Consider the following 24,220-nt stretch of genomic DNA (forward strand, 5'->3'; position numbering starts at 1 on the left):
GAAATTGAGTGAAGCGCGTGTGTCAGGACAGCCGAGTGATGAAGGGCGTCAATCCGTCGTCGGCACCGACGGCAGCACTGGTGCCGGCAACTGCGCGTTAGGCAGCGTCGCGGGCACGACGGGCAGGCCCTGCGGTGCGCCCAAAATGACGTGAATCCGGCCATTGCGCGAGCCGCTGATATTGGCGTGCCCGCCCGGCACCCCGGTCTTCAGCGTGCCGCCACCCGACGCTGGTGCGTCCGGGTTGAAGCGCCGATAAAGTTCGAGCACGGCTGCCACGTAACTTTGCGTCTCCGCGTACGGCGGAATCTGATCGGCATGCCTTGCAACGGCGCCCTCGCCCGCGTTGTACGACGCGAGGACCAGTTCAAGACGATCGGGATAGCGCGCCTGTAGATCACGCAAGTAACGCGCCCCCGTTAACACATTCGTTCGCGGATCGGTGAGCTTGTCCGCGACCGTCCGGCGGGCATCGGCACGTACGCCGTAGCGCTCGCCCGTCGCGGGCAACACCTGCATGAGTCCGACGGCCCCCTTGGGCGACACCGCATCGCTGTCAAAGCCCGATTCGGCCGCAATCACAGCCTTGAGCAACGCCGCGTCGACATGAAAACGATCCGCCGCCTGCGCGATGACCGGCGCGAGCTTACGCAAGTTGGGATGACGCGCGAGGGCGTCGTAGAGGCGCGAGCGGTCTGCACCACTCACGAGTCCGGTCTGGGCTTCACCCTGTGCAATGCGCAGATCGGCATTGGCACCGGAGCTCACGACGAGACGAAAGCGCGCATCGAGTTTGCGTGCGGCCAGATGCGCCACACCGTTCTCATCCACGTAGCCGTACAGATCGGCGTGAGCAAGCGGCGCCGCCGTCAGCAGCAGTGCTGCCAGCACACGCCCTGCGATCGGCCGCAGAGAGAACCATCGGCGCACGGCGTTGACACTGGGAATCCCCCGGAGTGCCAAGCGGTGCGCCATCGAGCGAAAACTATTGTTGACCTTTGGCATGCACCTTGATTGTCTGGCTCATCGCCGGACCATACGACTGGTGCGCCCCGTTGGCGAATTGCATCGTCAACACGTGATCGCCGGGCGTCAGATTGACAGTCGTCTCGGTCTGGCCTTTGCCGAAGTGCAGGTGCGAGTCGTCAGTCGGCACAACCTGACCTGCGGGAACCGGATCGCCGTCGATGATGAGGTGGTGATGGCCGGTGTTAGGCGACATGTCGCCCGCCGGCTTGATCGCCATCCCCTCGACGCCGAACTTGACCACGACCGGGTTGGTCACCGTCGCACCATCCTTCGGCGTGACGAAGAAGACACGCGCGCCCGGTGCCGGCTGGACCGGCTGGGCGGACTGTGCAGAAGCCGCGGCGCTGGCGCCGAGAAGCAACATCGGCACGGCAATGTGACGCACGCTGAAACGCATAGAACGCAACATAACGTGACTCCCGGTATGGGTGAAAGGTGGATTATCCCACTATGTGGGCACTCACGCCGATCGGGCGGACAGGCCTGCTGGCCTGAGCGCACCGTCCAGCGTACGTAACACCAAAACCGACCGTCAGATGTCGGCTTCGACTTCGTTGCCCTTGGCTTCGAGCCAGCTGCGGCGCTGTGCCGCCTCGCCCTTGCCCATGAGCATGTTCATGCGCGACACGGTCGCGTCGAAATCGAGCGCCCCCAGCGCGACCGGACTCAGACGCCGCGTGTCGGGGTTCATCGTGGTTTCCCACAACTGCTCGGCACTCATTTCGCCCAGCCCCTTGAAACGGCTGATCGACCACGCCGACTCCTTCACGCCATCTTTGCGCAGCTTGTCGAGAATGGCTTCGAGTTCGCCCTCGTCCAGCGCGTAGAGCTTTTGCGCGGGCTTCTTGCCACGAGCGGGTGCATCGACGCGATACAGCGGCGGGCGCGCCACATACACGTGCCCCGTCGCAATCAGTTGCGGGAAGTGACGGAAGAACAGTGTGAGCAACAGCACCTGAATGTGCGAGCCGTCGACGTCGGCGTCCGACAAGATGCAGATCTTGCCGTAGCGCAGATTCGACAGGTCCGGCGTATCGTTCGGGCCGTGCGGATCGACGCCGATGGCCACCGCGATATCGTGCACTTCGTTGTTCGCGAAGAGCCTGTCGCGCTCGGTCTCCCACGTGTTGAGGACCTTGCCGCGCAACGGCAGAATCGCCTGGAATTCCTTGTCGCGTCCCATCTTCGCCGAACCACCGGCCGAGTCGCCCTCGACCAGAAACAGTTCATTGCGCGTGATGTCTTCGGTTTCGCAATCGGTGAGCTTGCCGGGCAGCACGGCCACGCCGGAGCTCTTCTTCTTCTCGATCTTCTGGCCGGCGCGCGTACGCGCCTGTGCCTGACGGATCACGAGTTCGGCGAGCTTCTTGCCGTGCTCGACGTGATGATTGAGCCACAGCTCCAGCGCCGGACGCGTGAATGACGACACGAGGCGCACGGCATCGCGGCTGTTCAGGCGCTCCTTGATCTGGCCCTGAAATTGCGGATCGAGCACCTTCGCCGAGAGCACGAACGACACGCGCGAGAAGACGTCTTCCGGCAGCAGCTTCACGCCCTTCGGTTGAAGGTTGTGCAACTCGATGAAACCGCGCACCGCTTGAAACAGGCCTTCGCGCAAACCGGATTCGTGCGTGCCGCCCGCGGGCGTCGGGATCAGGTTGACGTACGACTCGCGCACCTGCGCGCCGTCTTCGGTCCACGCCACGACCCACGCAGCGCCCTCGCCTTCGGCGAAGCTGTCTTCGCTGCCGTCAGCAAAACGCTCGCCTTCGAACAACGGAATCAACGGCTCGGCACCGTTCAGCGATTCGACCAGATAGCCACGCAGACCATGCTCGTAGAACCACGTTTGCTCGTCACCGTTTTTCTCCTGACGCAGCGTGACGCGCACGCCCGGCAGCAGCACGGCCTTCGAGCGCAGCAGACGCTGCAACTCGCTCAACGGCAACGTCGGGCTGTCGAAGTATTTGGTATCCGGCCAGACCGTGACGCGCGTACCGCTTTTCTTCTCGCCACGTTGTGCGGCCCGCGAATGCAGCGCGACGCTGACATTGCCGCCATCGGCGAACTCGAGATCCGAGACCTGGCCGTCGCGCCACACGGTAACCGCAAGTCGCGTAGCGAGCGCGTTCGTCACCGAGACGCCCACGCCGTGCAGACCGCCCGAGAACGTGTAAGCGCCGCCGGCTGCCTTATCGAACTTGCCGCCGGCGTGCAGACGCGTGAACACAATCTCCACGACCGGGACGCCTTCTTCCGGGTGAATGCCGACGGGAATGCCCCGGCCGTCGTCTTCGACGCTGACCGAGCCATCCTTGTGCAGCGTCACGAGAATCTGTCTGCCGAAGCCACCCAACGCCTCATCCGACGCGTTGTCGATGACTTCCTGAATGATGTGCAGCGGATTCTCGGTGCGGGTGTACATGCCCGGGCGCTGCTTGACCGGCTCAAGTCCTTTCAGAACCTTGATGGAAGCTTCGCTGTATTGGGCAGGCGTGTTTTTTTTCGACATAGTGTGACTGAATTGGGGTACGACGCCCGGCGCTTATCCACACAAGCTGTGGACAACCACGGGGAAAACCCATTAACACATGAGAAAAGTGACGCTGGATCAATCACTTGCATTGCCGCGCCCACTTATTAGGCAACCCTGTCGGCTCACTCGCTATCAAATGAGCCTTCCTCCACGTCAGGCAGCCATGGCATTCGGCATGGCGCGCCTGAAAAGAACAGGGCCGCGTCCAATGGATCGCGGCCTATTGTACTGTCACTCGTAACGCGTCAGCGTGACGCGTCACGTGAACGCTCAAGCGTCGTCGCCGCGTTGCTTGGCTTCGAGCACTTCCCAGCGTTCGAGCGCTTCGAGCAACGCCAGTTCAATCGCTTCGCAACGTTCGGACAGCGCCGCACCCGCAGCCGGATCTTTCACAAAGACCGAGCCGTCTGCGAGCTTCGCGGTGGCGTCTTTCTGCTCCACTTCGAGCGCTGCGATGCGCTCGGGCAGACCATCGAGTTCGCGCTGTTCCTTGTAACTCAGCTTGACCTTGCTGGTGCGCTTGGCGGCGGCGGGTGCGTCTTTTGCGGTGTCTTTCGTCGCCTCTGCCGCCGGTGCGCGTTGCGCGGCCATGGACAGCGAGCGCTCGCGCTGCACTTGCCAGTCGGAGAAACCGCCCACGTATTCGCGCCAGTTACCGTCGCCTTCCGCCGCAATCACCGACGTCACCACGTTGTCGAGGAACGTGCGGTCATGGCTCACGAGGAACACCGTGCCGCTGTAGTCCTCAAGCAGTTCTTCGAGCAGTTCGAGGGTCGGGATGTCGAGGTCGTTGGTCGGTTCGTCGAGCACCAGCACGTTGGCCGGACGCGCAAACAGACGGGCGAGCAACAGACGGTTGCGCTCACCGCCGGAAAGCGACTTCACCGGCGAACGGGCACGTTCCGGCGAGAACAGGAAGTCGCCAAGATAGCTCATCACGTGCTTGCGGGCGCCGTTGATTTCGATCCACTCGCTGCCCGGGCTGATCGTGTCGAGCAGGCTCTTCTCCGGGTCAAGCTGCGCGCGCATTTGATCGAAGTACGCCACCTGCATGTTCGTGCCCACGCGAATCTCGCCGCTGTCCGGCGAGATCTGCCCGAGAATCAGCTTGAGCAGCGTCGTCTTGCCGGCACCGTTCTGTCCGACCAGCCCGACCTTGTCACCGCGCATGAGCGTCGCCGTGAAGTCGCGCACGATCGCGCGATCGCCGTACGACTTGCTCACGTTGGTCAACTCGGCCACGATCTTGCCGGACCGGTCGGCCTGACCGACTTCCATGCGCACATTGCCTTGCGTCTCGCGACGTCCGGCACGTTCGGTGCGCATCGCTTTCAGCCGCTCGATACGCGACACGCTACGCGTGCGGCGCGCTTCCACGCCCTTGCGAATCCACACTTCTTCTTGCGCCAGCAGCTTGTCGAACTTGTCGTTTTCCACGCGTTCTATTTCAAGCTGCGCGGCCTTGCGTTCCTGATACTGCGTGAAGTTGCCCGGGTACGAAAGCAGACGGCCGCGGTCGAGTTCGACGATGCGCGTGGCAACGCGGTCGAGGAAGCTTCGATCGTGGGTGATGAAGAACAATGCGCCGCGAAAGCCGATCAACAGCTCTTCCAGCCAGCGAATGGCGTCGAAGTCCAGGTGGTTGGTCGGCTCGTCGAGCAGCAGCACGTCGGGCTTGGCGACCCACGCTTGTGCGAGCGACACACGCTTTTGCATACCGCCCGAGAGCGCGCCCACGCGGGCATGCCCGTCGAGGCCGAGTTGCGCGATGGTGGTTTCCACGCGCGTCTTGAGTTGCCATCCGTCGGAAGCGTCCAGCGACGACTGCAGCGCCATGAGATGGGCGAGCAAATCGTCGTGTTCGGCACCCTCAGTCACGACGCCCAGCGCGTCGACGGTGCGTTCGTAATCGGAGAGCACGCCGTGCATCTCGCCAAGACCCTGCGCCACGGCGTCAAACACCGATTGCTCGGGGTCGAACTCGGGTTCCTGCGGCACGTAGACCGTGTTGAGCGTGCCCTGGCGCGCAATCAGACCGTCGTCGGGCGCGGTCAGTCCCGCGACAATCTTGAGCAACGACGACTTGCCGGCGCCGTTACGGCCGATCAGACCGACGCGCTCACCCGCTTCAAGCGAGAAATCGGCATTGTCGAGCAATGCCACGTGGCCGAACGCCAATTGGGCGCCGGTGATGGAATACAAAGCCATGTGTCGGGAAACGGGTGAACTGCGATGGAAGGTATTGTAGTGCCGGGCGCGAACGCCCGGCGCCGGTGAGAGTACGTCGATGAGTGTCGCTTCGTGCGCCTGACTCACACAACGTACTTATGCACTGACGTGCTTAACGTTATTCAAGTTACTTAGGTTACTCAATCCGGATGGCTCGCCGACGCACTGGCCGGCGCGCGCAGCATCTCGATATGCATGATGCCGTCTTCGTCGTAAGGCTCGCTCGCCTTGACGAAGCCGAATCCGCCGTAAAACGCTTCCAGATGCGCCTGCGCGCCAATGCGCAGCGGGGCATCGGGCCACTGCACGTCGGCAATCGCGATGGCCCGGGCGAGCAACTCGCGCCCAAGACCCGTTCCGCGATGCGACGCTGCCGTGATGACACGGCCGATCGACGCTTCGTCGTAAGCCAGCCCCGGCGGCAGCAAGCGCAAATAGGCAGCAATTTGCGGCTGTGCTTCGGCATCGCGCACCTGGGCAATCAGGTGCAGGCTGTGGATGTCGCGTCCATCGATATCCTGATACGGGCAGTTCTGCTCGACCACGAATACCGCGTTACGTGCGGCCAGCACGCGGTAAAGCAGTGTGCCGCCCAACTCGTCGAACGACTTGCACATCCATTCCATTGCCGACTCTCCAGCCTTGCTTTGCGAAAGCCGGGACTATAGCACCGTCGCAGCGCGGCGATGCCGTCGGTCACACAGGGGATGGGAGTTTTACTGATAGTAGACGATGCCTTGCTCGATGTCGGCACGCGCATTGCGTTCGGCGTCATCGAGGGCGAAGCCTTGGGTGGCGAAGCCGTAAGCGGTCTGAACTTGATACGCGCCCACTTTCTCCATGCCATGCCCGGTCGGGCGGTGAATCTCGTAGAACGCGTCCCAGCGGGCGTTGTCACGCTCCACGGCATGGACGCTGTACTGGAATTCTTGATATTGCGTTGTTTTCATTTTGGTTTCCTTCTTACTGCAAAAAATATAACTGATAAATAATCCCTCTCGAATCGGCTTACGGTGATGAGAGTGCAAACTCGCACAAATGTTTCCGTGAAGTGCACGCAGCCTAGCGGTCGAATATGACAAACACGCGACATTTCAGTGACTGACTTGTCACTGTAGCTACACGTCGACCGGCTTCGACGTCTCATGACGATGTCATGGGCGCGTTGAGAAACCTGTCGATCGCATGGATTGCGTGGATCGAACGATCGCTAGGACGGGTACGCCAAGCATGCCTGGCACGGCGGGAGAACGCATTGACGCGTATCAACGCCACGCAAAGCGCGCGGGGTGACCCTGGCAAACTTCCTGTTTCGGGGATCGGTGCCTGCCATCCCTCCAGGGACAGCGGCTGAGCGTCAGATCTGACACACCTGACGTTCAAGTTGGCATGTAACGGACTGGGAACACGCGACACATCTGTGTAGTGATTATCGTGTCGCGAACCTGCCGTTGCCGGGCGATGCCCGGCATCTCATGCCACTGGAGACTGCATTGGCGCGCCCGAAATTGACGGACGGATAAATGCAGATGGCGAATGATATCAGAATTTTAACGGCAGCGCACCAAAGCGCGTGAACCCTACGGCGTTGGCGCGCGATCGTCGATTTTCGCCAACACCCAGTACATGTAGCCCGCGAACGCCCCGAAGACCACGTGCCCCACCACCATCATCCACGTGCGGGATTCGATGAACCACGGGAACAGTTGCGTCATCACGTAGAAATTCACGGCGTAGACGACCAGACCGAACACCCCGCCGGCGATAGCGACCGTGGGCACGTCCGAATCGAGCCGGAACGGCGCGATGATGGCGCCGAGCACCACCCCGAGGACCACGCCGATGGCCGCATGCACCATCAGTGCCATGGCGACGATCGACACGTCGAAGGTTGCGGGCAGCGACAGAATGCCCGGGCCGAGCACGATCGCGGCGACCATGCGCGGGGGCACCCATGGGCTCTGGCCGGAGACCAGCAGGACCATGAGCATTTCGACGGCGGAGAAGAAAGCGCAGGCGACAAAGCCGGCGACCGCTGCGGCGGCCCAGTCGGGCGACCGATGCGTATAGCGGTGCGAGTGGAGGTGCAGTTCCATGATGTCCTCCCGGAAGGACCGCCAGCGGCGGCCGGCAGTGTTTTCAGGATAGGACAATCTGGGCGCAGTGGCGGGCCCAGCCGCTATATACTTGGCCTCACGCCCGCCGTCGGCGGGGACTTTCGGGGAGATATCGTATGTCCAGTCTCATCGGCTTGCTCGTCGCTATCGTGCTCGTTGGCGTTCCCGTCTGGCGCATTCTGACCCGGCTGGGCTTTTCACCGTGGTTCACGGTGCTGGCCTTCATTCCGGTGGTCAACATCATTTCTCTCTGGCTGCTCTCCTACGCCAACTGGCCCCAGCGCTCGTCCTCCTGAGCGCGCGGATCGCCGACTTCAGCGATCTGACTTAAATGGCCTGATTTCGGCCAGACAACACCCTGACTGCCGCGCGAGCGGCAGTTCTTTTTGCAAGATGCCGCACCTCACTGGCGAATAACGCGTATCACGCGAGTCGACGCTCGCCCGTGGTGCAGTGCGGTACGGTAGAATATTCGGCAAATTCCGAACACTGGACTGGCATGAGCACAGAGCTGACAGCGGCATCCAATTTCATCCGCAACATCATTGACGAAGACAACCGCTCGGGCAAATGGGGCCAGCGCGTCGAGACGCGCTTCCCGCCGGAGCCGAACGGCTACCTCCACATCGGTCACGCCAAGGCGATCTGCGTGAACTTCGGCATGGCGCGCGACTACGATGGCGTGTGCCATCTGCGCTTTGACGACACCAACCCCGAGAAGGAAGAGACCGAATACGTCGACTCCATCATCGAGATGGTGAAGTGGCTGGGCTTCAGCTACGACACCCCGGGCAAGGAACACCTGTACTTCGCCAGCGACTACTTCGAGACGCTCTATCAGGGCGCCGAGACGCTGATTCAGCGCGGCAAGGCCTACGTCGACAGCCAGAGCTTCGAGGACATGCGCGCCAATCGCGGCTCGCTGACCGAGCCGGGCAAGGATTCGCCGTTCCGCAATCGCACCGTCGAAGAGAATCTCGACCTGTTCCGCCGCATGCGCGCGGGCGAGTTCGCCGACGGCACGCACGTGCTGCGCGCCAAGATCGACATGGCGTCGCCGAACATCAATCTGCGCGATCCGGCCATCTACCGTATTCGTCACGCCCATCACCACCGTACGGGCGACGCGTGGTGCATCTATCCGATGTACACCTATGCGCACCCGCTCGAAGATGCCATCGAGAACATCACGCACAGCCTGTGCACGCTGGAATTCGAAGATCAGCGTCCGTTCTACGACTGGGTGCTCGGCGAGTTGGCCGACGCGGGCATGTTCACGCGCCCGATGCCGCAACAGATCGAATTCGCGCGTCTGCAACTGACCTACGCGATCACCAGCAAGCGCAAGCTGCGCCAACTGGTCGACGAAAAGCACGTCGACGGCTGGGACGATCCGCGCATGCCCACCCTCGTCGGCCTGCGCCGCCGTGGCTTCTCGCCGGAAAGCCTGCAATTGTTCTGCGATCGCATTGGCGTGGCCAAGTCGGCCTCATGGATCGACATGAGCATTCTCGAAGGCGCGTTGCGCGATGACCTCGACCCGAAGGCGCCGCGCGCCACGGCCGTGCTCGACCCGCTCAAGCTCATCATCGACAACTATCCGGAAGGCCAGCAGGAAGACTGCCACGCCCCTGTGCACCCGCACTTCCCGGAGCGCGGCATGCGCACGTTCCCGATCTCGCGCGAGCTGTGGATCGAGCGCGAAGACTTCCAGGCCGAGCCGGTCAAGGGCTTCTTCCGCCTGTTCCCGGGCAACAAGGTGCGTCTGCGCTACGGCTACGTCGTCGAATGCACGGGCTTCGACACCGATGCCGACGGCAACGTGACTGCCGTGCATTGCAACTACTTTGAAGACAGCCGTTCGGGCACCCCGGGCGCTGACAACTACAAGGTCAAGGGCAACATCCACTGGGTGAGTGCACTGCATGCGCTGGGTGCCGAAGTGCGCATCTATGATCGTCTGTTCATCGATCCGAACCCGGATGCCGGCGATAAGAACTTCCTCGACGCGATCAACCCGAACGCCAAGCGCGTGACGCAAGCCTATGTCGAACCGGGGCTGCTGAACGTGGCGCCGGAAGACCGCGTGCAGTTCGAGCGCCACGGCTACTTTGTGGCCGATCGTCACGACTCGGCACCCGGCAAGCCGGTGTTCAACCGGATCGTGTCGCTCAAGGACAGCTGGGCCGTCAAGCCGGCCAAGGGCGGCGGCAAGTAAGTTCGCTGAACGCCACTCGTTTCAAGCAAAACCCGCGTCGTCGTACGCGGGTTTTGTGTTTTTGGGCCCGATATTCCTGAACACCTGATACGGAGTATAACGAACGGATGCGCTGCGGGCGGGGCGTTCGGCGTAAGCTCGCGCCAATCGTCCAATGGCTGGCGCAGTTCAGTGCAATTCGCCGGATTTCGCGGCGGCTTGCTGCCACTGCCCCTCGCTGGCCAATGACATCGCACTCATCGCACGAGCCGCCGCATGCCACCGTCCCGCTCACCGTCGTTTCCCGTGCCGCTTTCTGCGCCGCCTTCTCCAGCCGCGCCTATGGCCGAGTCACGCGCCCTCGCCCCATACCGCTGGCTGGTTGCCGAACTCCACGGTCTGACGGCCAACTTCGCGCAGATTTACTTCATTCCGTCGGCAGGCATCGGCCTGCTGCTGTTTGCCGTACTCATGCTTGCCGATCGTCCGGCTGCGCTCGCGGGGCTGGCGGCCAGTGTGGGTGCATCGCTCGTCTCGCTGGTCCTGCGTTTGCCGCGTGACGCCCGGCGCAGCGGTTTGTTCGGCTACAACGCCGCGTTGACGGGCATCGCGTTCGGCGCCCTGTGGCAACCCGACCTCACGTCGGCCGTGTGGCTGTCGGTGTGCGTGTGCCTGACGGTCATCGCATCCGCCGAACTCGTCCGCCACCGACTGCCGGCACTCACCGGCCCCTTCGTCGCCGTCATGGCCCTGTCGTGGGCGATGCAGCCGTGGCTCGGGCTACTGCCGCGCACGGGGGCACTCGCCTGCGATACGGGCACGCCGGGCTTCGTCTTCTGTTCCGTCGGTCAGGTCGTGTTCGTCGCCCCGCTGGTACTCGGCTTGCTCACTTGGTACGTACTGGCCCTGTGGAACGCCCGTGCGACGGTCTGGGCGCTGGCTGCGGGCGTGGTGGTATGGCTGGGCATCGCGCTACTGGCGCAGCATTGGACCGCGTTGGCAGGGCAAGCGGGCGGCATCGGTGTGAATGGGTTTCTGGCGGCACTCGGGCTGGGCGTCTTCCATCGCCGCCCGGGTGTGCGTCTGGCGGGGGCTGCCCTTGCCGGCTTGTTCTGTGTTGTTCTGGGTGCCCTGCTCGGGCCACTCGGCTGGCCGTATTTCACGCTGCCGTTCAACCTTGCGGTGTGGACGTTGCTTGCCGTCACGCGGGCCGGCAGCCCTTCGCCCCGACACCCTCGGCCCCACGACGCTGAAGCCTCCTTGCGGCCTTGAGCGCAGGCAAAAAAAAGCCCGAAACCGTAAGGTTCCGGGCACTCGCTTGTCGCTAACCCCGTGATTCGAAGCTGCCATCTATGCGGCAAAGGTGTTTAGCTTCCCCGTAGTGTGGTTTTGGCCTGCCCTCGCTCGTATTCCGAGCACTTCCATCCGTCTTGCTCTGCTTCCTCCCTGACACCGGAGGCAATGGCAAACGCCCCCCGACGTTTCCGCTCGCTACCGAAGCCCAGACCTCTTTCGTGTCTTACCTGTATCAACGGATGAGCGTGAAGAAAGTTGACCGGGGTATACGCCAATATATGAGGAAATATACGTAAATTCGACTGCGTGTGTTCGGCGCTGGCCTCAGTCAGACTCATCCTCCGCATTGCCCTCCGACGTCGCAGGCGTTTTGACCACTGCATAGCGTGCGAGCGTTTCCTTGCGCGCCACATCGTGCGCCACGCGCGGCTGAGGATAGTCGCGGCCAAGTTCGACTTTGGCGAGCGCCAGCACCGACGCGTCGACGCGCCAGGGCGCATGAATGGCCTTGTCGGACAGGTTGGCCAGTTCCGGCACGTATTTACGGATAAAGCGCCCCTGTGGATCGAATTTCTCCGACTGGGTCACCGGGTTGAAAATGCGGAAGTAAGGCTGCGCGTCGCACCCCGTCGAGGCGGCCCACTGCCAGCCGCCGTTGTTCGCGGCCAGTTCGAAATCATTGAGCACCAGCGCGAAATACGCCTCGCCGCGTCGCCAGTCGATCCCCAGATCCTTCACCAGAAAGCTCGCCACGACCATGCGCAAACGGTTATGCATGTACCCCGTCTGGTTGATCTGACGCATCGCGGCATCCACCAGCGGATAGCCCGTGCGCCCCTCGCACCACGCCTCGAAATCGTCGTCCGCCGCCGGCCCCGTCGCCCATTGAATCGCGTCATAGGCGGGCTTGAACGCGTTGCCGACCACTTCCGGATGGTGATGCAGGATCATGAAGTAGAACTCACGCCAGATCAGCTCGCTCAGCCATGTCTGTGCGCCCGCGCCGGCATCGCCGCCCCGGAGCATGGCGGCGTGCGCTTCGCGGGCGAGCGTGCGGATGGAAACGGTGCCGAAACGCAGATGCACGGAGAGATAGCTCGGCCCGCGTACCGCCGGATAGTCACGGCGTTCGCGGTAATGCGCCATGCGCGGCAGGAAGTCGTCGAGCAGTTGCCGGGCACCGGCCTCGCCCGCCGGGATCGCCATGCGGCGCTCAGCAGGCACGTCGAAGCCCAGTTCGGCCAGCGACGGGATCTCGGTGGTTGCCTCCGACGCCGCATCCCCGGAAATCGACCCGGGCGCCGCCAGCCGCTGCATGTCGGCGCGACGGCCATGGGGCGCGAGATCGACAGGTCGCACCTGCTTGAGCCACGCCCGCTGGTAAGGCGTGAAGACGCTGTAGGGCTCGCCCTGCGCCGTCAGCACCTCATTCATCTCGAAGACGACCTGATCCTTGACGTGCTCGAAACCAATGTCCGCGTCGTCCAGTAACCGGCTGACCTGACGGTCGCGCGTCACGGCGTCCGGCTCATAGTCTCGTCCTGCGAATACCACCTGTACGCCAAGTGACTGCGCCAGTGACGGAATCACGTCGACCGGGTCACCGTGACGCACGATCAGTGCCCCGCCAGCGGCTTCAACGCTTTGCGACAGCGCCGCGACGCTCTCATGGATGAATGCCACCCGCCGGTCATCGCGCGGCAGTCCCGACAGAATCGCCGTGTCGAACACGAACACGACATAAACCTGTCCGCACGTCGCCAAGGCTTGCGCCAGCGTCGCGTTGTCGGTGCAGCGCAAGTCTCGCCGCAACCACACCAGTCCCTTTTGAAATTCAGTCATGTCAGATCGGCGCGACACTCTCGTGCCGGTATCGGTTTGGTCCGTCAAATCCCGTACCATAGCGGCATCGCGGACTTTATGCCATCGGCGTCGATTACCTCATGTCTCGGACGTTTCCGACTTTGGCCTGCGCTCGCGCGGGCCGGCTTGCTGCCTTCCCCTCTGCCCTCCTCCTTGTCGCCAGCTTGCTCGCCGGCTGCGCCACGCCATCGAAAGCACCGCCAGCGGCGTCAAAGGCCACCCAGCCTGCTCCCGATGCCGCCACCTTGCGTGAGCGCCATCTGGCCGCCGCCAACGCGGCCGCAGATCAGTACCGGACTTGTTTGTACGGACACGTCGCGCGCTACGTCAATCTGGTGCCCGATCCGGTTCGGCTTGCCGACGAAGCGGCCGTCGAATGTGCGCCTATCACCGAGCGATTCCGGCGTGAGCGGCAGGCCGCCATCGTGACCTACACAACGGCCACCGACGCAGCACAACAAGCCGACGCCGCGACAGCTACGCTACAAGCCGACGGCCAACGCGTGGCGCGGGCCCGTGCCACGGAGTTACGTGCACTTCAGTGATGGGATTCGGGGACGGTGCCGGGCCATCGAGCTGGGTCACCGGGCTGAGCCACGTTGAATTGGCAAACGCCAATCAGTGGAAGGCACCCCCAAACAGCCGTTCGTTGCCGCTACCCGCCGCATAAGCGTTCTCCCGAGCGTGCTTTCCCTAATCGGGCAAGCCCCGATTGGCGAACGGTACTCGGTTGACCAAAATGAAATCGCCCTCTTACGTCCTTTTGGGGGTACTGCGACAACGTCATTTGCCCGCTTCGGCGGGCATTTTTCTTCGGTATCCGCAGGAATTTGTCCGCCGCATCCTTTGCAAGGGGGGCGCGATGTGCATCTTTTCCAGACGTCAGATGGAAGTCACTTGCCGTCGGGCCCACGCGGCGCCGACGCGTCCCCGGCAGCCGCCTCCGGCGATGGATCGTCGTGGCCCAGCCAGCGGTGTGCGAGGGCTTCGATTCGCCCGCCGACCGCCAGCACGATAAGCAGCAGCACCATCGCCACGAGTGCGATGTGCCAGCGCCCCAGCCCGCAGATGATGCCGATGCCGGTCGTACTCCAGAGCGCGGCCGCCGTGGTGAAGCCATGCACGTTGGCACTGCGCCCCGAGCGCACGATGCACCCCGCACCCAGAAAACCGATACCCGCAACGATGCCTTGCACGACGCGCCCCACCGACGATGCGTCGGTCGCGACGTCAGAACCGGGGAACGGCACCACGGCCAGCACGAACAGCGCCGAGCCAAACGAGACGATGGCGAGCGTGCGCAACCCCACCGATTTGTGATGCAAGTTGCGGTTGAGTCCGACCAGACCGCCCAACAACAAGGCGGCCGTGAGCCGCAACGTCACTTCGATGATCTCCGTCATCCGCTTTCTCCCTACCCGCGTACGCAAGTGTGATGCAGCATTATGGCGCGCTTATGCGCTTGCTGCGTCCCCTGAGTTCACCGAGTTCGCCGCGCCTTCTGCGTGACCTGCATTTCCGGTGCTCCCGGCATTCGCCTCCTGCACCGTGACAGGCACATCGTCCCAGTCGTCGAACAATCGCAGCTGACGGGCTGCCTGCGCTTCCAACAGACGCACACCGACACCCATCAGACGCACCGGGCGACGACGGCGCCCCACCGCTTCGGCGAGTAGCTGGCGGCATTGCTTGGGGTCGACACCAAGCGCTCCCGCCTCAGCGGTCGTACGAGAAAAATCTGCGAAGCGCACCTTGACGAAAACTTTGGCAATGGCGACCGGTTCGCCGCGTCGTGCGCGTGCAATCCGCTCGTGCAACTGGCGCATCAGCGGCTCGAATGCCGCCTCGCAATCGGCCAGCGTCCGAAGGTCGCGCGTGTAGGTCGTTTCCACGCTGATCGATTTTCGCTCCCGGTCAGGCGTCACTTCCCGCGTATCGATACCCCGGCAGCGCTCATGCAGACGCTGACCAAACACGCCGAAACGCTCGGTCAGCTCCGTGAGCGAGTGGTTGCGAAGATCGCCGCAGGAATCCACGCCAAGCGCACGCAGTTTCTCGGCCGTGACCTTCCCGACACCGAACAGCCGCTCGACCGGCAGCGCGGCAACAAAGGCGTCGATCTCGGCCGGGCGCACCACGAACATGCCGTCCGGCTTGCGCCAGTCGCTGGCAATCTTCGCAATGAATTTATTCGGGGCCACGCCAGCGGACACCGTCAGCCCGACCTCCGCCGAGATGCGCGCCCGAATCTCGCGGGCGATCAACGTGGCAGACCCCTCGCATCGCTCGCTATCCGTGACGTCCAGATAAGCCTCGTCAAGCGAGAGCGGTTCGACCAGATCGGTGTAATCGCGGTAGATCGCCATGATGCGTTGCGACGCTTCGCGATACCGCTCCATCGTCGGCGCAATGATGCGCAGATCGGGGCAAAGCTTGACCGCCTGTGCCGACGGCATGGCGGAGCGCACGCCGAACGCGCGGGCCTCGTAGTTGCAGGTGGCGATGACACCGCGCTGATCGGGCTGCCCGCCCACCGCCAATGGAATGCCCCGCAACGACGGATCGTCACGCATCTCGACCGAGGCATAGAAGCAATCGGCGTCGCAGTGAATGATTTTGCGTGTGAGGGGCAGCATGGATATGGGCAGAAAACACTGTGCAAATATACAGCATTCACCCATTTATCGCAGCCTATGAGGCACATCTCCGAGATGCCACTGCCAACCACCGCTACCTCACCGGCAGGAACTGAAGAAACTGCGCACCGAGCAGGTTTTGCACATAGCCGATGCCTGCCCGCCGGTACTTCTCGTCGAGCATCTCGGCGAGCAGATCCAGCCGGCCGATGATCTTGCCGAATTCACGCTCGAAGCTCACGTTGGTCACATCGGCCACTTCATTGGCGAGCAGCAGCGGCCGTCCGGCCAGATCGCGACGGCTGGCCAGCAGCCACGCGGCGATTTCCACATTGCGCGCGGCGTTGTAGATACGTTGCGCTTCGAGACCGTCGCTCAGATAGAACACCGTGCTGCCGCCGTGCGCCGTGATGATCGTGTCCGACAAGCTGAAGACGAAGGCAGCCACGCGATCGCCATCAAACGCCGGATCGAGGGAGCGCGACAGCGCCCTGACGTCACGCAAGTCTTTCAACTCCGCCAGATTGCGCCGCCCTTCGACCGCCGCACGCAGTTGCACCATCGCTTGCGCTTGCGTGGCGGCACCGCTCTTGCGCCATTCGCGCGGGTTGCGCTTGTAGAGCTTGTCGGCCAGCAGGTAGAGACTCTCGAGATTGGCCCGCATGCCGAGGGTCGCCATACGGTTGATGTCGGTCTGCGCAAGGTCGGCCGTCGTCATTGACGTGGAGCGCACCTTACCGTGATCGACAGGGGACTCCTGATACGACGCGCAGGCGCCACACAGCGAAGTCATCGCAACGACGCAGGCCAGGCGACGTGTCTTGCGCAGGGTGTCGAAGTCAGGCAATCGAATCATGGGCGGGTTGTGATCGGCAAGCGACGACTCTACGCGATCAATGGACGGTGTTGCGCCACGACGCTACGGAATTTTGTGACATTCGGTAACGCCCTCGCCTCAAGCCCTCAGCACATCCGCCACCCCGGCAAACAACGGATGCGCCATCGCCTCTTCGAGTCTCAGCACCGGTGTGACACAGCAATCGGCGTTCGCAAACCGAGCCGTCCAGTCAGCTTGCGACGCGCTTGCAAACACCGCCGCCAACTCGGCCTGCAAGGCGCGGGCATCGTCGCCGCCGACCGGCTGCCCGAGCATCCAGTGCCGGTCTCTCCATCCGGGGCGATCCAGCACGTCACACAACGTCTGCCAGAACTTGAGTTCGAGTGCGCCAACCGCCATGTACCGCCCGTCCTTCGTGCGATACACCTGATAGCACGGCACGCCGCCATTGAGCAGGTCTTCACCCGCACGCGCAGCACGCCCCTGTCGATGCACCGCCATGGCCGGTACCAGATTGGCGCGAAAGACTTCGTGCGTCATCGACACGTCGAGCCACCGCCCACGCCCGGTCCGTAGTGCAGCAAAAAGCGCTGCCAGCACCGCTTCGACGCAGGCCTGCGCACCGCCGAACAAATCGCCGATCTGGAAGTTCGGCACGATCGGCGCATCGCTCGCATCACATAGCTGATCGAGCACACCTGCGTAACCGATGTAGTTGATGTCGTGACCCGCTGCCTGCGCCAGCGGTCCCTGCTGTCCGTAACCGCTGATCGACGCCATCACGAGCGATGGGCGATGTTTGGCAAGCGTCTCGAAGCCAAACCCGAGCCGGTCCATCACGCCGGGACGAAAGCCTTCAAGCAGCACGTCGGCGCGTGCCACGTGTTCGAGAAACACCGCGCGATCGGCGGCTTGCTTGAGATCGAGCCGCTCCACCGATTTGCCGCGATTGAGCAACCGCCAGAACGCACTAGGCGGTGCCTCTCCCTCGCGCAGCATCATCTCGCGGGCATAGTCACCCGCGCCGGTGTCTTCAATCTTGATGACGTGCGCGCCCATCTCTGCGAGACGCAGGCCGGCCAGCGGACCGGGGAGCAAACGGGTGAGATCCAGTACGGTAACGCCGGCCAGCGGCGCATCTTGAGAGGCGGTCATGGGGTAGCGACAGTAGGGTTATCGGGCGACGATCCGGCCAACGCACGACGCGACGATCCACACATCAACGCGTCTGCACGTCGGTAGTCTGGCGTAACAGCCTATCGGCACGTCGGCAACTCGGCATATCGGCATATCGGCATATCGCCAAGCGTCGAAAAGCAACTGCCTGCTACCGTATCGCGCCTCACCCTCTGCCCGCAACCAGACGAACCCTCATTCGCCCTCGGACTTGTCTGAATTCGTCGCCGTGCTGCCGACTGTCGATGCCATCCCGCCGCTGGCATCGGCGGCGGCTGACCTCGTCGCCTGTCCGTCCGGATGCCCGTCATGCCCCTCATCTCCGGGAGCGCCCGACGGCCACGCAATCACGCCCTCCGCCAGCAAGCGGGCAATCTGCACGTCGCGATATCCGATCTCGCGCAGAATCTCACCGGTGTGCTCGCCGACCGCAGGCAATGGCATGCGCGCCGGCAGCCGCTGCCCGGCCATGGTGATTGGCAGCAGAGGCACGGCGGTGTGCTCACCGTCATCGGTGGTCAACTCGCCAAGGCCGCCGCTCGCTTGCAGATGCGGGTCGTCGAACAACGCCTGCGGCGTGACGATGGGTGCGAACGGCAAGCCGTGGCGCTCGAACGCGGCCGACAGGTAGTCGGCGTCGTAGCCCTGCACCATCTCGCGCAGCAATGGCATCAGCCAGTCGCGCGCGAGCACACGGTCGTTGTTGGTGGCGAGCCTCACATCGTCGGCCAGATCGCTGCGCCCGAAGACGTCGCAGAAAATGCGCCACTGCGTATCGCTCACCACCGCCAGAAAGATCTGCACGCCATCGCGCGCCGTGAATACGTCGTAGATGCCCCATGCCGAGACGCGTGCCGGCATCGGCGCTGGCGCCACGCCCGTGACGGCGTACTGCTGCATGTGCTGCGCCGCAAGCAAGACGCAATTCTCGAAGAGCGCGCCCTGCACTTCCTGACCGCGCCCCGTGGTCTTGCGCTCGTAAAGCGCCGCGAGCGCCGCCAGTGCGCCGAACACACCGCCCATGATGTCGTTGACCGATGCACCAGCACGTAACGGCTGCCCCGGCGGCCCCGTCATATACGCCAGCCCGGCCATCATCTGTACGACTTCGTCGAGTGCCGTGCGCGCGGCGTACGGTCCCGGCAGAAACCCCTTGAGCGAGACATAGACCAGCGCGGGGTTGAGCCGCGCGAGCGTGGCATAGTCGAGCCCGATCTGCCGCATGCGTCCCGGTTTGAAGTTTTCCGTCACCACGTCGGCCGTGCCCACGAGCCGCAGCATCAACTCCCGCCCTTCCGGACGCGTGACATCGACGGCCAGACTGCGCTTGTTGCGGTTGAACGTGCGAAAGAAGCCCGCACCGGTGCCGAGCAACCGGCGTGTGGCGTCACCGCTTACCGGCTCGATCTTGATGACGTCGGCGCCGAGATCGCCCAGCACCATGCCGCACGTCGGGCCCATCACCATATGAGAGAACTCCACCACGCGGATGCCTTGCAGTGGCATTGGCGTCGCGCGAACGGCATCCTGCATGTGCTGCCTCCTCTACTGCGCCGCACATCGCCGGACAACCGGGCCATGCGGGGCGCCTTGTCTAGCGCGCGGGTAAGTGCCCGCCTGCCGGATGGTTCGACGCGAGGCGCGCGGGCGGTACGCCGCGAGCGTTGCGTTGCAATTGATCGAAGCCGACGATGTAGCCCGCCAGCGCGCTCGCCGCGACGGTCGCCGGGCTGCCGAGCCACATCTGGCCGGGGCCCGAGCGTCCCGGGAAATTCCGATTCTGTGCGCTGATCACCACGTCGCTTGCGTTGCTCGACGCCCCGGGGCCTGCGTTCACGCAAGCGCCGCAACCGGGCGACAACAACGTGACACCGGCCGCTTCGAACACTCGGGTGTAGCCCTGCGACTCGCACCACGTGCGCACGTCCTCGCTGCCGTATTGCAGGTAGAAGCGCACGCCGTCGGCCACATGCATGCCACGCGACAATCCCCAGGCGAGCACGTCGTGACAAGCACGCAGATCGTCTCGCTTGCTGCCGGTGCACGAGCCGCCATAGGCGATGTCGATGCGCACGGGCGCCGCCAGCGCGTTGAGGGCGACGCCGTTGCCCGGATCGCCGGGGCTGGCCACCATCGCGCCCACGCGTGCGCAGTCGATCTCGATGACGTGGGCATATGACGCCTGCGCGTCGTTCGTCATCCACGGTTCGAGCGCCATCGCCGACCCGCGCCGTTCGTTCAGATACCGGACCGTCTCGGCGTCGGGCACCACAAGGCCCGTGAGGCCGCCGATCTCGGCCACCATGTTGGTCAGCGTCGCGCGCTCGTCGGTCGACAGATGCGCCACCGCTTCGCCCGCAAACTCGATGATCTGGCCAATGGCACGGCCGTCGCGGATGTAGGGCAGATGCAGCACGTGCAGTGCGAGATCCTTGGCGCCCACACCGGCCGGCAACTGCGCGCGAAGCTGCACAAGGCATGTGCCCGGCACAACCAGCCGTGCATCGCCCGTGAGCCACGCATTGGCCATTTCCGTCGCCCCGACACCGAAAGCAAACGCGCCGATGGCACCGCAGTGCGGCGTGTGCGAATCGGTGCCGACAATCACCTGCCCCGGCAACGCATAGCGCTCCAGCATGATGGCGTGGCAAATGCCTTCGGAGCCACCGCCCGGTATGCGTCCGTGCAAACGCAATTGATGTTTCGCGCAGAAGTCGCGTTGCACCGCACCGAGTTGATGCGCAGCCTCAATCAGCGCCGGCGGCCGCTTGCCGCCCGTCATCGCGTCGAGATGCGTCAAGTGATCTTCAAAGCAGAGAATCGATGCCGAGTCGTGCAGCGACGGCGTATCGGCACCGGCCCCCTCGAATGCGTGATGCAGAAAACTCACGGCCATCGGCGTGACGTATTCGTGGGAAAAGCGCCAGTCGGCGGGCACGAAGACAGCGTCCCCCGCGCGAACACGCGCAACACCCAACGCACGGGCGATGATCTTCTCGCCATACGTCATGGGGCCCGGCGCATGCGCGGGGCGCGGCGGCACGACCTCTCCTGCCAGCCGCCGCCGTGTGTAGCCGAACAACCCGCCGCTACGCACGATGGCTTCGCCAAGCACGTCGCAGTCTTCCAGAAACGCCTCGACGGGAAGCTCTTCCCCCGCGAGCAGACGCTCGACAAGCGATTGATCGGTCGACGTCAGCAAGCCCAGGTTCTGGCAGTTCTGCGCATAAATGCGCTCCAGACTGTCGGCAATCACGAGCCGGATGCCCGCGCACCATTCGGCAAACGGACTCGCTTCACGCGACGACCCCTTGCCCCGCCGCGTGCCGGAGACCGACAACGCGAAGCCACCCGAGCGCACCGATTTCGGCTTGACGGGGAAAACGCCCGTCGGATCGGCATCGCCATCACTGCATCGCAATCCGACATAAACGTAGTCGCCCAGCGTGTCGTCGAAAGTGAGACACGCCCATGCCGGGGTCATTTCGTCGGTGGAAATCTGGTCACGCAGCGTGCCGGCGTCGGCGCGCGTCAGATCCTCGCCCGCCAATTGCCGCGTCATCGCCTCGGCGCTGTCGCTCAACCAAAGCACACGTCCGGTCAGTCGCACAGTGGTTTGCATGTGATCGCTCCTGGAATGTTCCCGCATCGGGTCACCCGTTCGGATCGCAAGTTCCGTGCCCAGATCGGGCCTCGGAGACGTAGCGGCGGCTGAATTTCGAGGGCATGACGTCTAAACGCGCGTTCGTCAGGGGTACTGGCGATTGGCCTGCGTGGCAAAAGTGTTGGTCCAGGTATCGCCGAGACGAATCTGCGCCGGCTTGACCTCCGGCGTGAACGACGCCAGCGCACGCAACGCCGTGGCAGGACCATCGGCCGGCATCAGGCCGTCGGGCGAAAACGCTTCGCGGCAGTTCGCGAAAGCCTTCAGGTAAAGCGTCTTGTCCCCCAGCAGATAAGGTTCCGGCACGGTCTTGAGCAGTTCGGCTGCCGACGCGTGTTGCAGCCACTTGTCGGCACGTACGATGGCGTTGGCCAGCGCCTGAACCGTGCGGGGGTTCTTCTGGATGAAGCTTTGCGGCGCGTACATCACGGCCGCCGGCATCGGTCCGCCGAACATGGCACGCGTGCCCGCCTGCGTGCGCGTGTCGATCAGTACCTTGATGTCGCCCGACTCCTGAAGCAGCGTCATCATCGGATCGACGTTGGACACCGCGTCGACTTGCCCGCCGCGCGCGGCCGCCACCACGGTGGCATTGGTACCGACACCGACGATGGACACGTCAGACGGCTTGAGGCCCGCCTTGGCGAGCGCCACATTGACCAGCATGTGCGTGCTGGAGCCGGGGGCACTCACGCCGATGCGCATGCCCTTCAGATCCTTCACGGACTTGACGTCGTTGTTGTGGCTTTTCACGACGCCGAGCACCAGTTGGGGTGCAGCGCCAAGTACAACGAACGATTGATACGTCAGGCCCTTGGTCTGCATCAGCAAGGTGTGTTCGAAGGCCCCGGTGCCGATGTCGGCACTGCCGCCCACGACCGCCTGCAACGCTTTGGAGCCGCCCGCGAAATCGTCAATGGTGACGTCAAGCCCCTCGTCCTTGAAGTAGCCAAGTTGCTCGGCGATGGTCAGGGGCAGGTAATAGAGCCCGGGCTTGCCGCCCACGGCGATGGTGATCTTGGGTTTTTCCAGCGGCTGGGCCGGTGCGGCGCGCGCCGTACTGCTCAGGCTCAACGCTATGAGGCCGAGTGCCATCAGGGCAAGCACAAGCACCAGACGGCCCACTACATCGCGCACGCGGCGCGCTTCACTTTGTGTCATCGCGAGTCTCCTCCCGTGGGATCGGGACGCAGGCGCGCTCCGGCTCGTCGGCCAGAATCGCTATCGGCTCCCAGAGCATCCGCCGCCAGGGTGGCGGCGACAAGATGTGTTTCGGCATGCCAGACATCGCCGTTCACGATGTCTCTGTACTCCCGCGCGCGCAGAGGTGATCCACCAGCATGCGCGACGCCACCGGCAACGCATCGTAACGCCGAACGCACACGATTAGCCGCCGTTGCGCCCAGCTGTCGGTGAGCGGCACCACGCGCAGCGCTTCGCCGTCCGGTACCTGCGAGTAGACGCCCACCGCCTCGCGCGGCGCCACGGCCATGCCGAGGTTGGCGCGCACCATGCGGCACACGGCCTCGAACGTCGATACGTGAATGCGGAATTTGACGGTCTTGCCCTGCTCGGCCGCGATGCGCCGCAGGACGGTGTACATGGCGCTATCGGGATGCACGCCGATGTGGTCGAAGTCGAGCGTTTCGGTGAAGGCCAGCTGGCTGGCATTGGCGAGCGAATGCTCCCGATGCAGGACGGCCACGATCTGGTCGTGCCGGTAGGGGAAGACTTCGACGTCGCGCGTGTCGACAGCGTCCCAGCAGATGCCGATGTCGGTCGCCCCTTCTGCCACGCCACGCACCACCTGCGCGCTGGTGTGCTCTTCGAGATCGACCTTCACGCCCTCGTGGCGGCGCAGGAACGCGCCGAGTTCATCGGGCAACGTCTCGACGATGGACGACACATTGGCAAAGATGCGAATGTGGCCGCGCACACCGCTGGTGTATTCGGACAAGTCGCCCTGCATCTTCTCGAGGCTGCGCAGCACATTGCGCGCGTGGTGAAGCAGCGCTTCGCCGGCCGGCGTGGCGCGCACCCCCCACTTGTGCCGTTGCAGCAGCGCGGAGCCAACCAGCGACTCCAGATCGTTGATGCGCTTGCTGACCGCCGATGGGGCGATGAACTCGCGCTCGGCGGCGCGGGCAATGCTGCTTTCCTCGCAAACGGCAACGAACAGACGCAGCGACACCAGATCGATCCGCCAAAGCGCCATGCCAGTCTCCCGAAGGCACTGCATTGACCGCGATTGTGCGACGCAAGGGGTAAAAACGCCACTTCGATACCGCTTTCCCCCGGTTCGCAGGTACATGAAAACAACACTGAAGCCCCGCTGCGACGCCTTGCACTGCGTTGACAGTTGCGGCGCGAAACGGTGAGTGGGGGGGATGGAAGGTACGGCAAGACGCCAGGTTGCGAGAGTCCGCCGGACGCCCAAGCGTCCGTCTCGGTAAGCCGGTGCCGGTCCCTCCCAGGCGCCGCTAACGCATCGCTCCGGACACCAGAACGGCACTCCAGCCGCCGTCTGCCGTGTTGAACGATGCCTCAGGCGGCGGTGCCGACGCCATGGCCATGAACAGCCAACATTTGCAAATGACGATCGCAATCATTTTGTTGACGCTCAGTCTCCCCGGTAACGT

20 protein-coding genes are annotated in these 24,220 nt (G+C 63.7%); 4 read left to right on the forward strand and 16 right to left on the reverse strand.

What is annotated here, in order from left to right; genetic code table 11:
* Positions 1-48 precede the first annotated feature (48 nt).
* From CDV44_RS12155 to CDV44_RS12185, 7 genes are all read right to left on the reverse strand, one after another.
* Complete coding sequence (locus CDV44_RS12155) at positions 49-891, reverse strand: lytic transglycosylase domain-containing protein (RefSeq protein ID WP_249277515.1); 843 nt, start codon at positions 889-891, stop codon at positions 49-51.
* A gap of 94 nt (positions 892-985) precedes the next feature.
* A complete protein-coding gene (locus tag CDV44_RS12160; protein WP_170935962.1) occupies positions 986-1,438 on the reverse strand; it encodes a DUF4399 domain-containing protein in 453 nt (150 codons plus the stop codon).
* Positions 1,439-1,561: 123 nt separating this feature from the next.
* The gene (locus tag CDV44_RS12165; RefSeq protein WP_087688258.1) at positions 1,562-3,541 is read right to left on the reverse strand and encodes a DNA topoisomerase IV subunit B; all 1,980 of its coding nucleotides are present in this window, start codon (positions 3,539-3,541) and stop codon (positions 1,562-1,564) included.
* A 294-nt stretch (positions 3,542-3,835) separates the two neighbouring features.
* A complete protein-coding gene (locus tag CDV44_RS12170) occupies positions 3,836-5,773 on the reverse strand; it encodes an ATP-binding cassette domain-containing protein (RefSeq protein ID WP_087688259.1) in 1,938 nt (645 codons plus the stop codon).
* A gap of 161 nt (positions 5,774-5,934) precedes the next feature.
* Positions 5,935-6,420 carry a GNAT family N-acetyltransferase gene (locus CDV44_RS12175; protein WP_087688260.1) on the reverse strand — a complete coding sequence of 162 codons (486 nt, stop codon included), beginning with the start codon at positions 6,418-6,420 and terminating at the stop codon, positions 5,935-5,937.
* A gap of 90 nt (positions 6,421-6,510) precedes the next feature.
* The gene (locus tag CDV44_RS12180; RefSeq protein ID WP_058379449.1) at positions 6,511-6,744 is read right to left on the reverse strand and encodes a hypothetical protein; all 234 of its coding nucleotides are present in this window, start codon (positions 6,742-6,744) and stop codon (positions 6,511-6,513) included.
* Between the two features lie 630 nt (positions 6,745-7,374).
* Positions 7,375-7,890 carry a hypothetical protein gene (locus tag CDV44_RS12185; protein WP_087688261.1) on the reverse strand — a complete coding sequence of 172 codons (516 nt, stop codon included), beginning with the start codon at positions 7,888-7,890 and terminating at the stop codon, positions 7,375-7,377.
* 137 nt (positions 7,891-8,027) lie between these two features.
* On the opposite strand from CDV44_RS12185, the gene CDV44_RS12190 reads away from it, so the two are divergent.
* The 3 genes from CDV44_RS12190 to CDV44_RS12200 all read left to right on the forward strand — a co-directional run bounded on the left by CDV44_RS12190 (position 8,028) and on the right by CDV44_RS12200 (position 11,380).
* Positions 8,028-8,207 (forward strand): hypothetical protein, encoded by a 180-nt coding sequence (locus tag CDV44_RS12190; RefSeq protein ID WP_058379451.1) that lies wholly within the window; start codon positions 8,028-8,030, stop codon positions 8,205-8,207.
* Between the two features lie 203 nt (positions 8,208-8,410).
* Positions 8,411-10,129 (forward strand): glutamine--tRNA ligase/YqeY domain fusion protein, encoded by a 1,719-nt coding sequence (locus tag CDV44_RS12195; protein WP_087688262.1) that lies wholly within the window; start codon positions 8,411-8,413, stop codon positions 10,127-10,129.
* Between the two features lie 321 nt (positions 10,130-10,450).
* Entirely contained in the window at positions 10,451-11,380 is a 930-nt protein-coding gene (locus CDV44_RS12200) for an urea transporter (protein WP_170935963.1), read from the forward strand.
* Positions 11,381-11,728: 348 nt separating this feature from the next.
* On the opposite strand, the gene CDV44_RS12205 is transcribed toward CDV44_RS12200, so the two are convergent.
* Positions 11,729-13,246 (reverse strand): deoxyribodipyrimidine photo-lyase, encoded by a 1,518-nt coding sequence (locus CDV44_RS12205; RefSeq protein WP_087688264.1) that lies wholly within the window; start codon positions 13,244-13,246, stop codon positions 11,729-11,731.
* 101 nt (positions 13,247-13,347) lie between these two features.
* Here CDV44_RS12205 and CDV44_RS27790 point away from each other — a divergent pair, with 101 nt between their 5' ends.
* Positions 13,348-13,812: a hypothetical protein gene (locus tag CDV44_RS27790; RefSeq protein WP_141118723.1), complete on the forward strand. Its 465-nt coding sequence runs from the start codon at positions 13,348-13,350 to the stop codon at positions 13,810-13,812.
* 348 nt (positions 13,813-14,160) lie between these two features.
* Here the strand turns inward: CDV44_RS27790 and CDV44_RS12215 are convergent, their stop codons facing one another.
* The 8 genes from CDV44_RS12215 to CDV44_RS12250 all read right to left on the reverse strand — a co-directional run bounded on the left by CDV44_RS12215 (position 14,161) and on the right by CDV44_RS12250 (position 23,796).
* Complete coding sequence (locus CDV44_RS12215) at positions 14,161-14,670, reverse strand: MgtC/SapB family protein (RefSeq protein ID WP_087688266.1); 510 nt, start codon at positions 14,668-14,670, stop codon at positions 14,161-14,163.
* A gap of 51 nt (positions 14,671-14,721) precedes the next feature.
* Positions 14,722-15,903 (reverse strand): DNA polymerase IV, encoded by a 1,182-nt coding sequence (gene dinB / locus CDV44_RS12220; RefSeq protein ID WP_087688267.1) that lies wholly within the window; start codon positions 15,901-15,903, stop codon positions 14,722-14,724.
* A gap of 94 nt (positions 15,904-15,997) precedes the next feature.
* Complete coding sequence (locus CDV44_RS12225; protein WP_371328753.1) at positions 15,998-16,759, reverse strand: hypothetical protein; 762 nt, start codon at positions 16,757-16,759, stop codon at positions 15,998-16,000.
* A gap of 99 nt (positions 16,760-16,858) precedes the next feature.
* Entirely contained in the window at positions 16,859-17,896 is a 1,038-nt protein-coding gene (locus tag CDV44_RS12230) for a CaiB/BaiF CoA-transferase family protein (protein ID WP_087688268.1), read from the reverse strand.
* Between the two features lie 216 nt (positions 17,897-18,112).
* Complete coding sequence (locus tag CDV44_RS12235) at positions 18,113-19,450, reverse strand: CaiB/BaiF CoA-transferase family protein (RefSeq protein WP_249277516.1); 1,338 nt, start codon at positions 19,448-19,450, stop codon at positions 18,113-18,115.
* A 61-nt stretch (positions 19,451-19,511) separates the two neighbouring features.
* The gene (locus CDV44_RS12240; RefSeq protein WP_087688269.1) at positions 19,512-21,539 is read right to left on the reverse strand and encodes an aconitase family protein; all 2,028 of its coding nucleotides are present in this window, start codon (positions 21,537-21,539) and stop codon (positions 19,512-19,514) included.
* A gap of 126 nt (positions 21,540-21,665) precedes the next feature.
* The gene (locus CDV44_RS12245; RefSeq protein ID WP_087688270.1) at positions 21,666-22,742 is read right to left on the reverse strand and encodes an ABC transporter substrate-binding protein; all 1,077 of its coding nucleotides are present in this window, start codon (positions 22,740-22,742) and stop codon (positions 21,666-21,668) included.
* A 133-nt stretch (positions 22,743-22,875) separates the two neighbouring features.
* Positions 22,876-23,796 (reverse strand): LysR substrate-binding domain-containing protein, encoded by a 921-nt coding sequence (locus CDV44_RS12250; RefSeq protein WP_087688271.1) that lies wholly within the window; start codon positions 23,794-23,796, stop codon positions 22,876-22,878.
* Positions 23,797-24,220: the final 424 nt, after the last annotated feature.

Origin of the sequence: Pandoraea sp. PE-S2R-1 (assembly GCF_002179865.1) — a bacterium.
GTDB lineage: Bacteria > Pseudomonadota > Gammaproteobacteria > Burkholderiales > Burkholderiaceae > Pandoraea.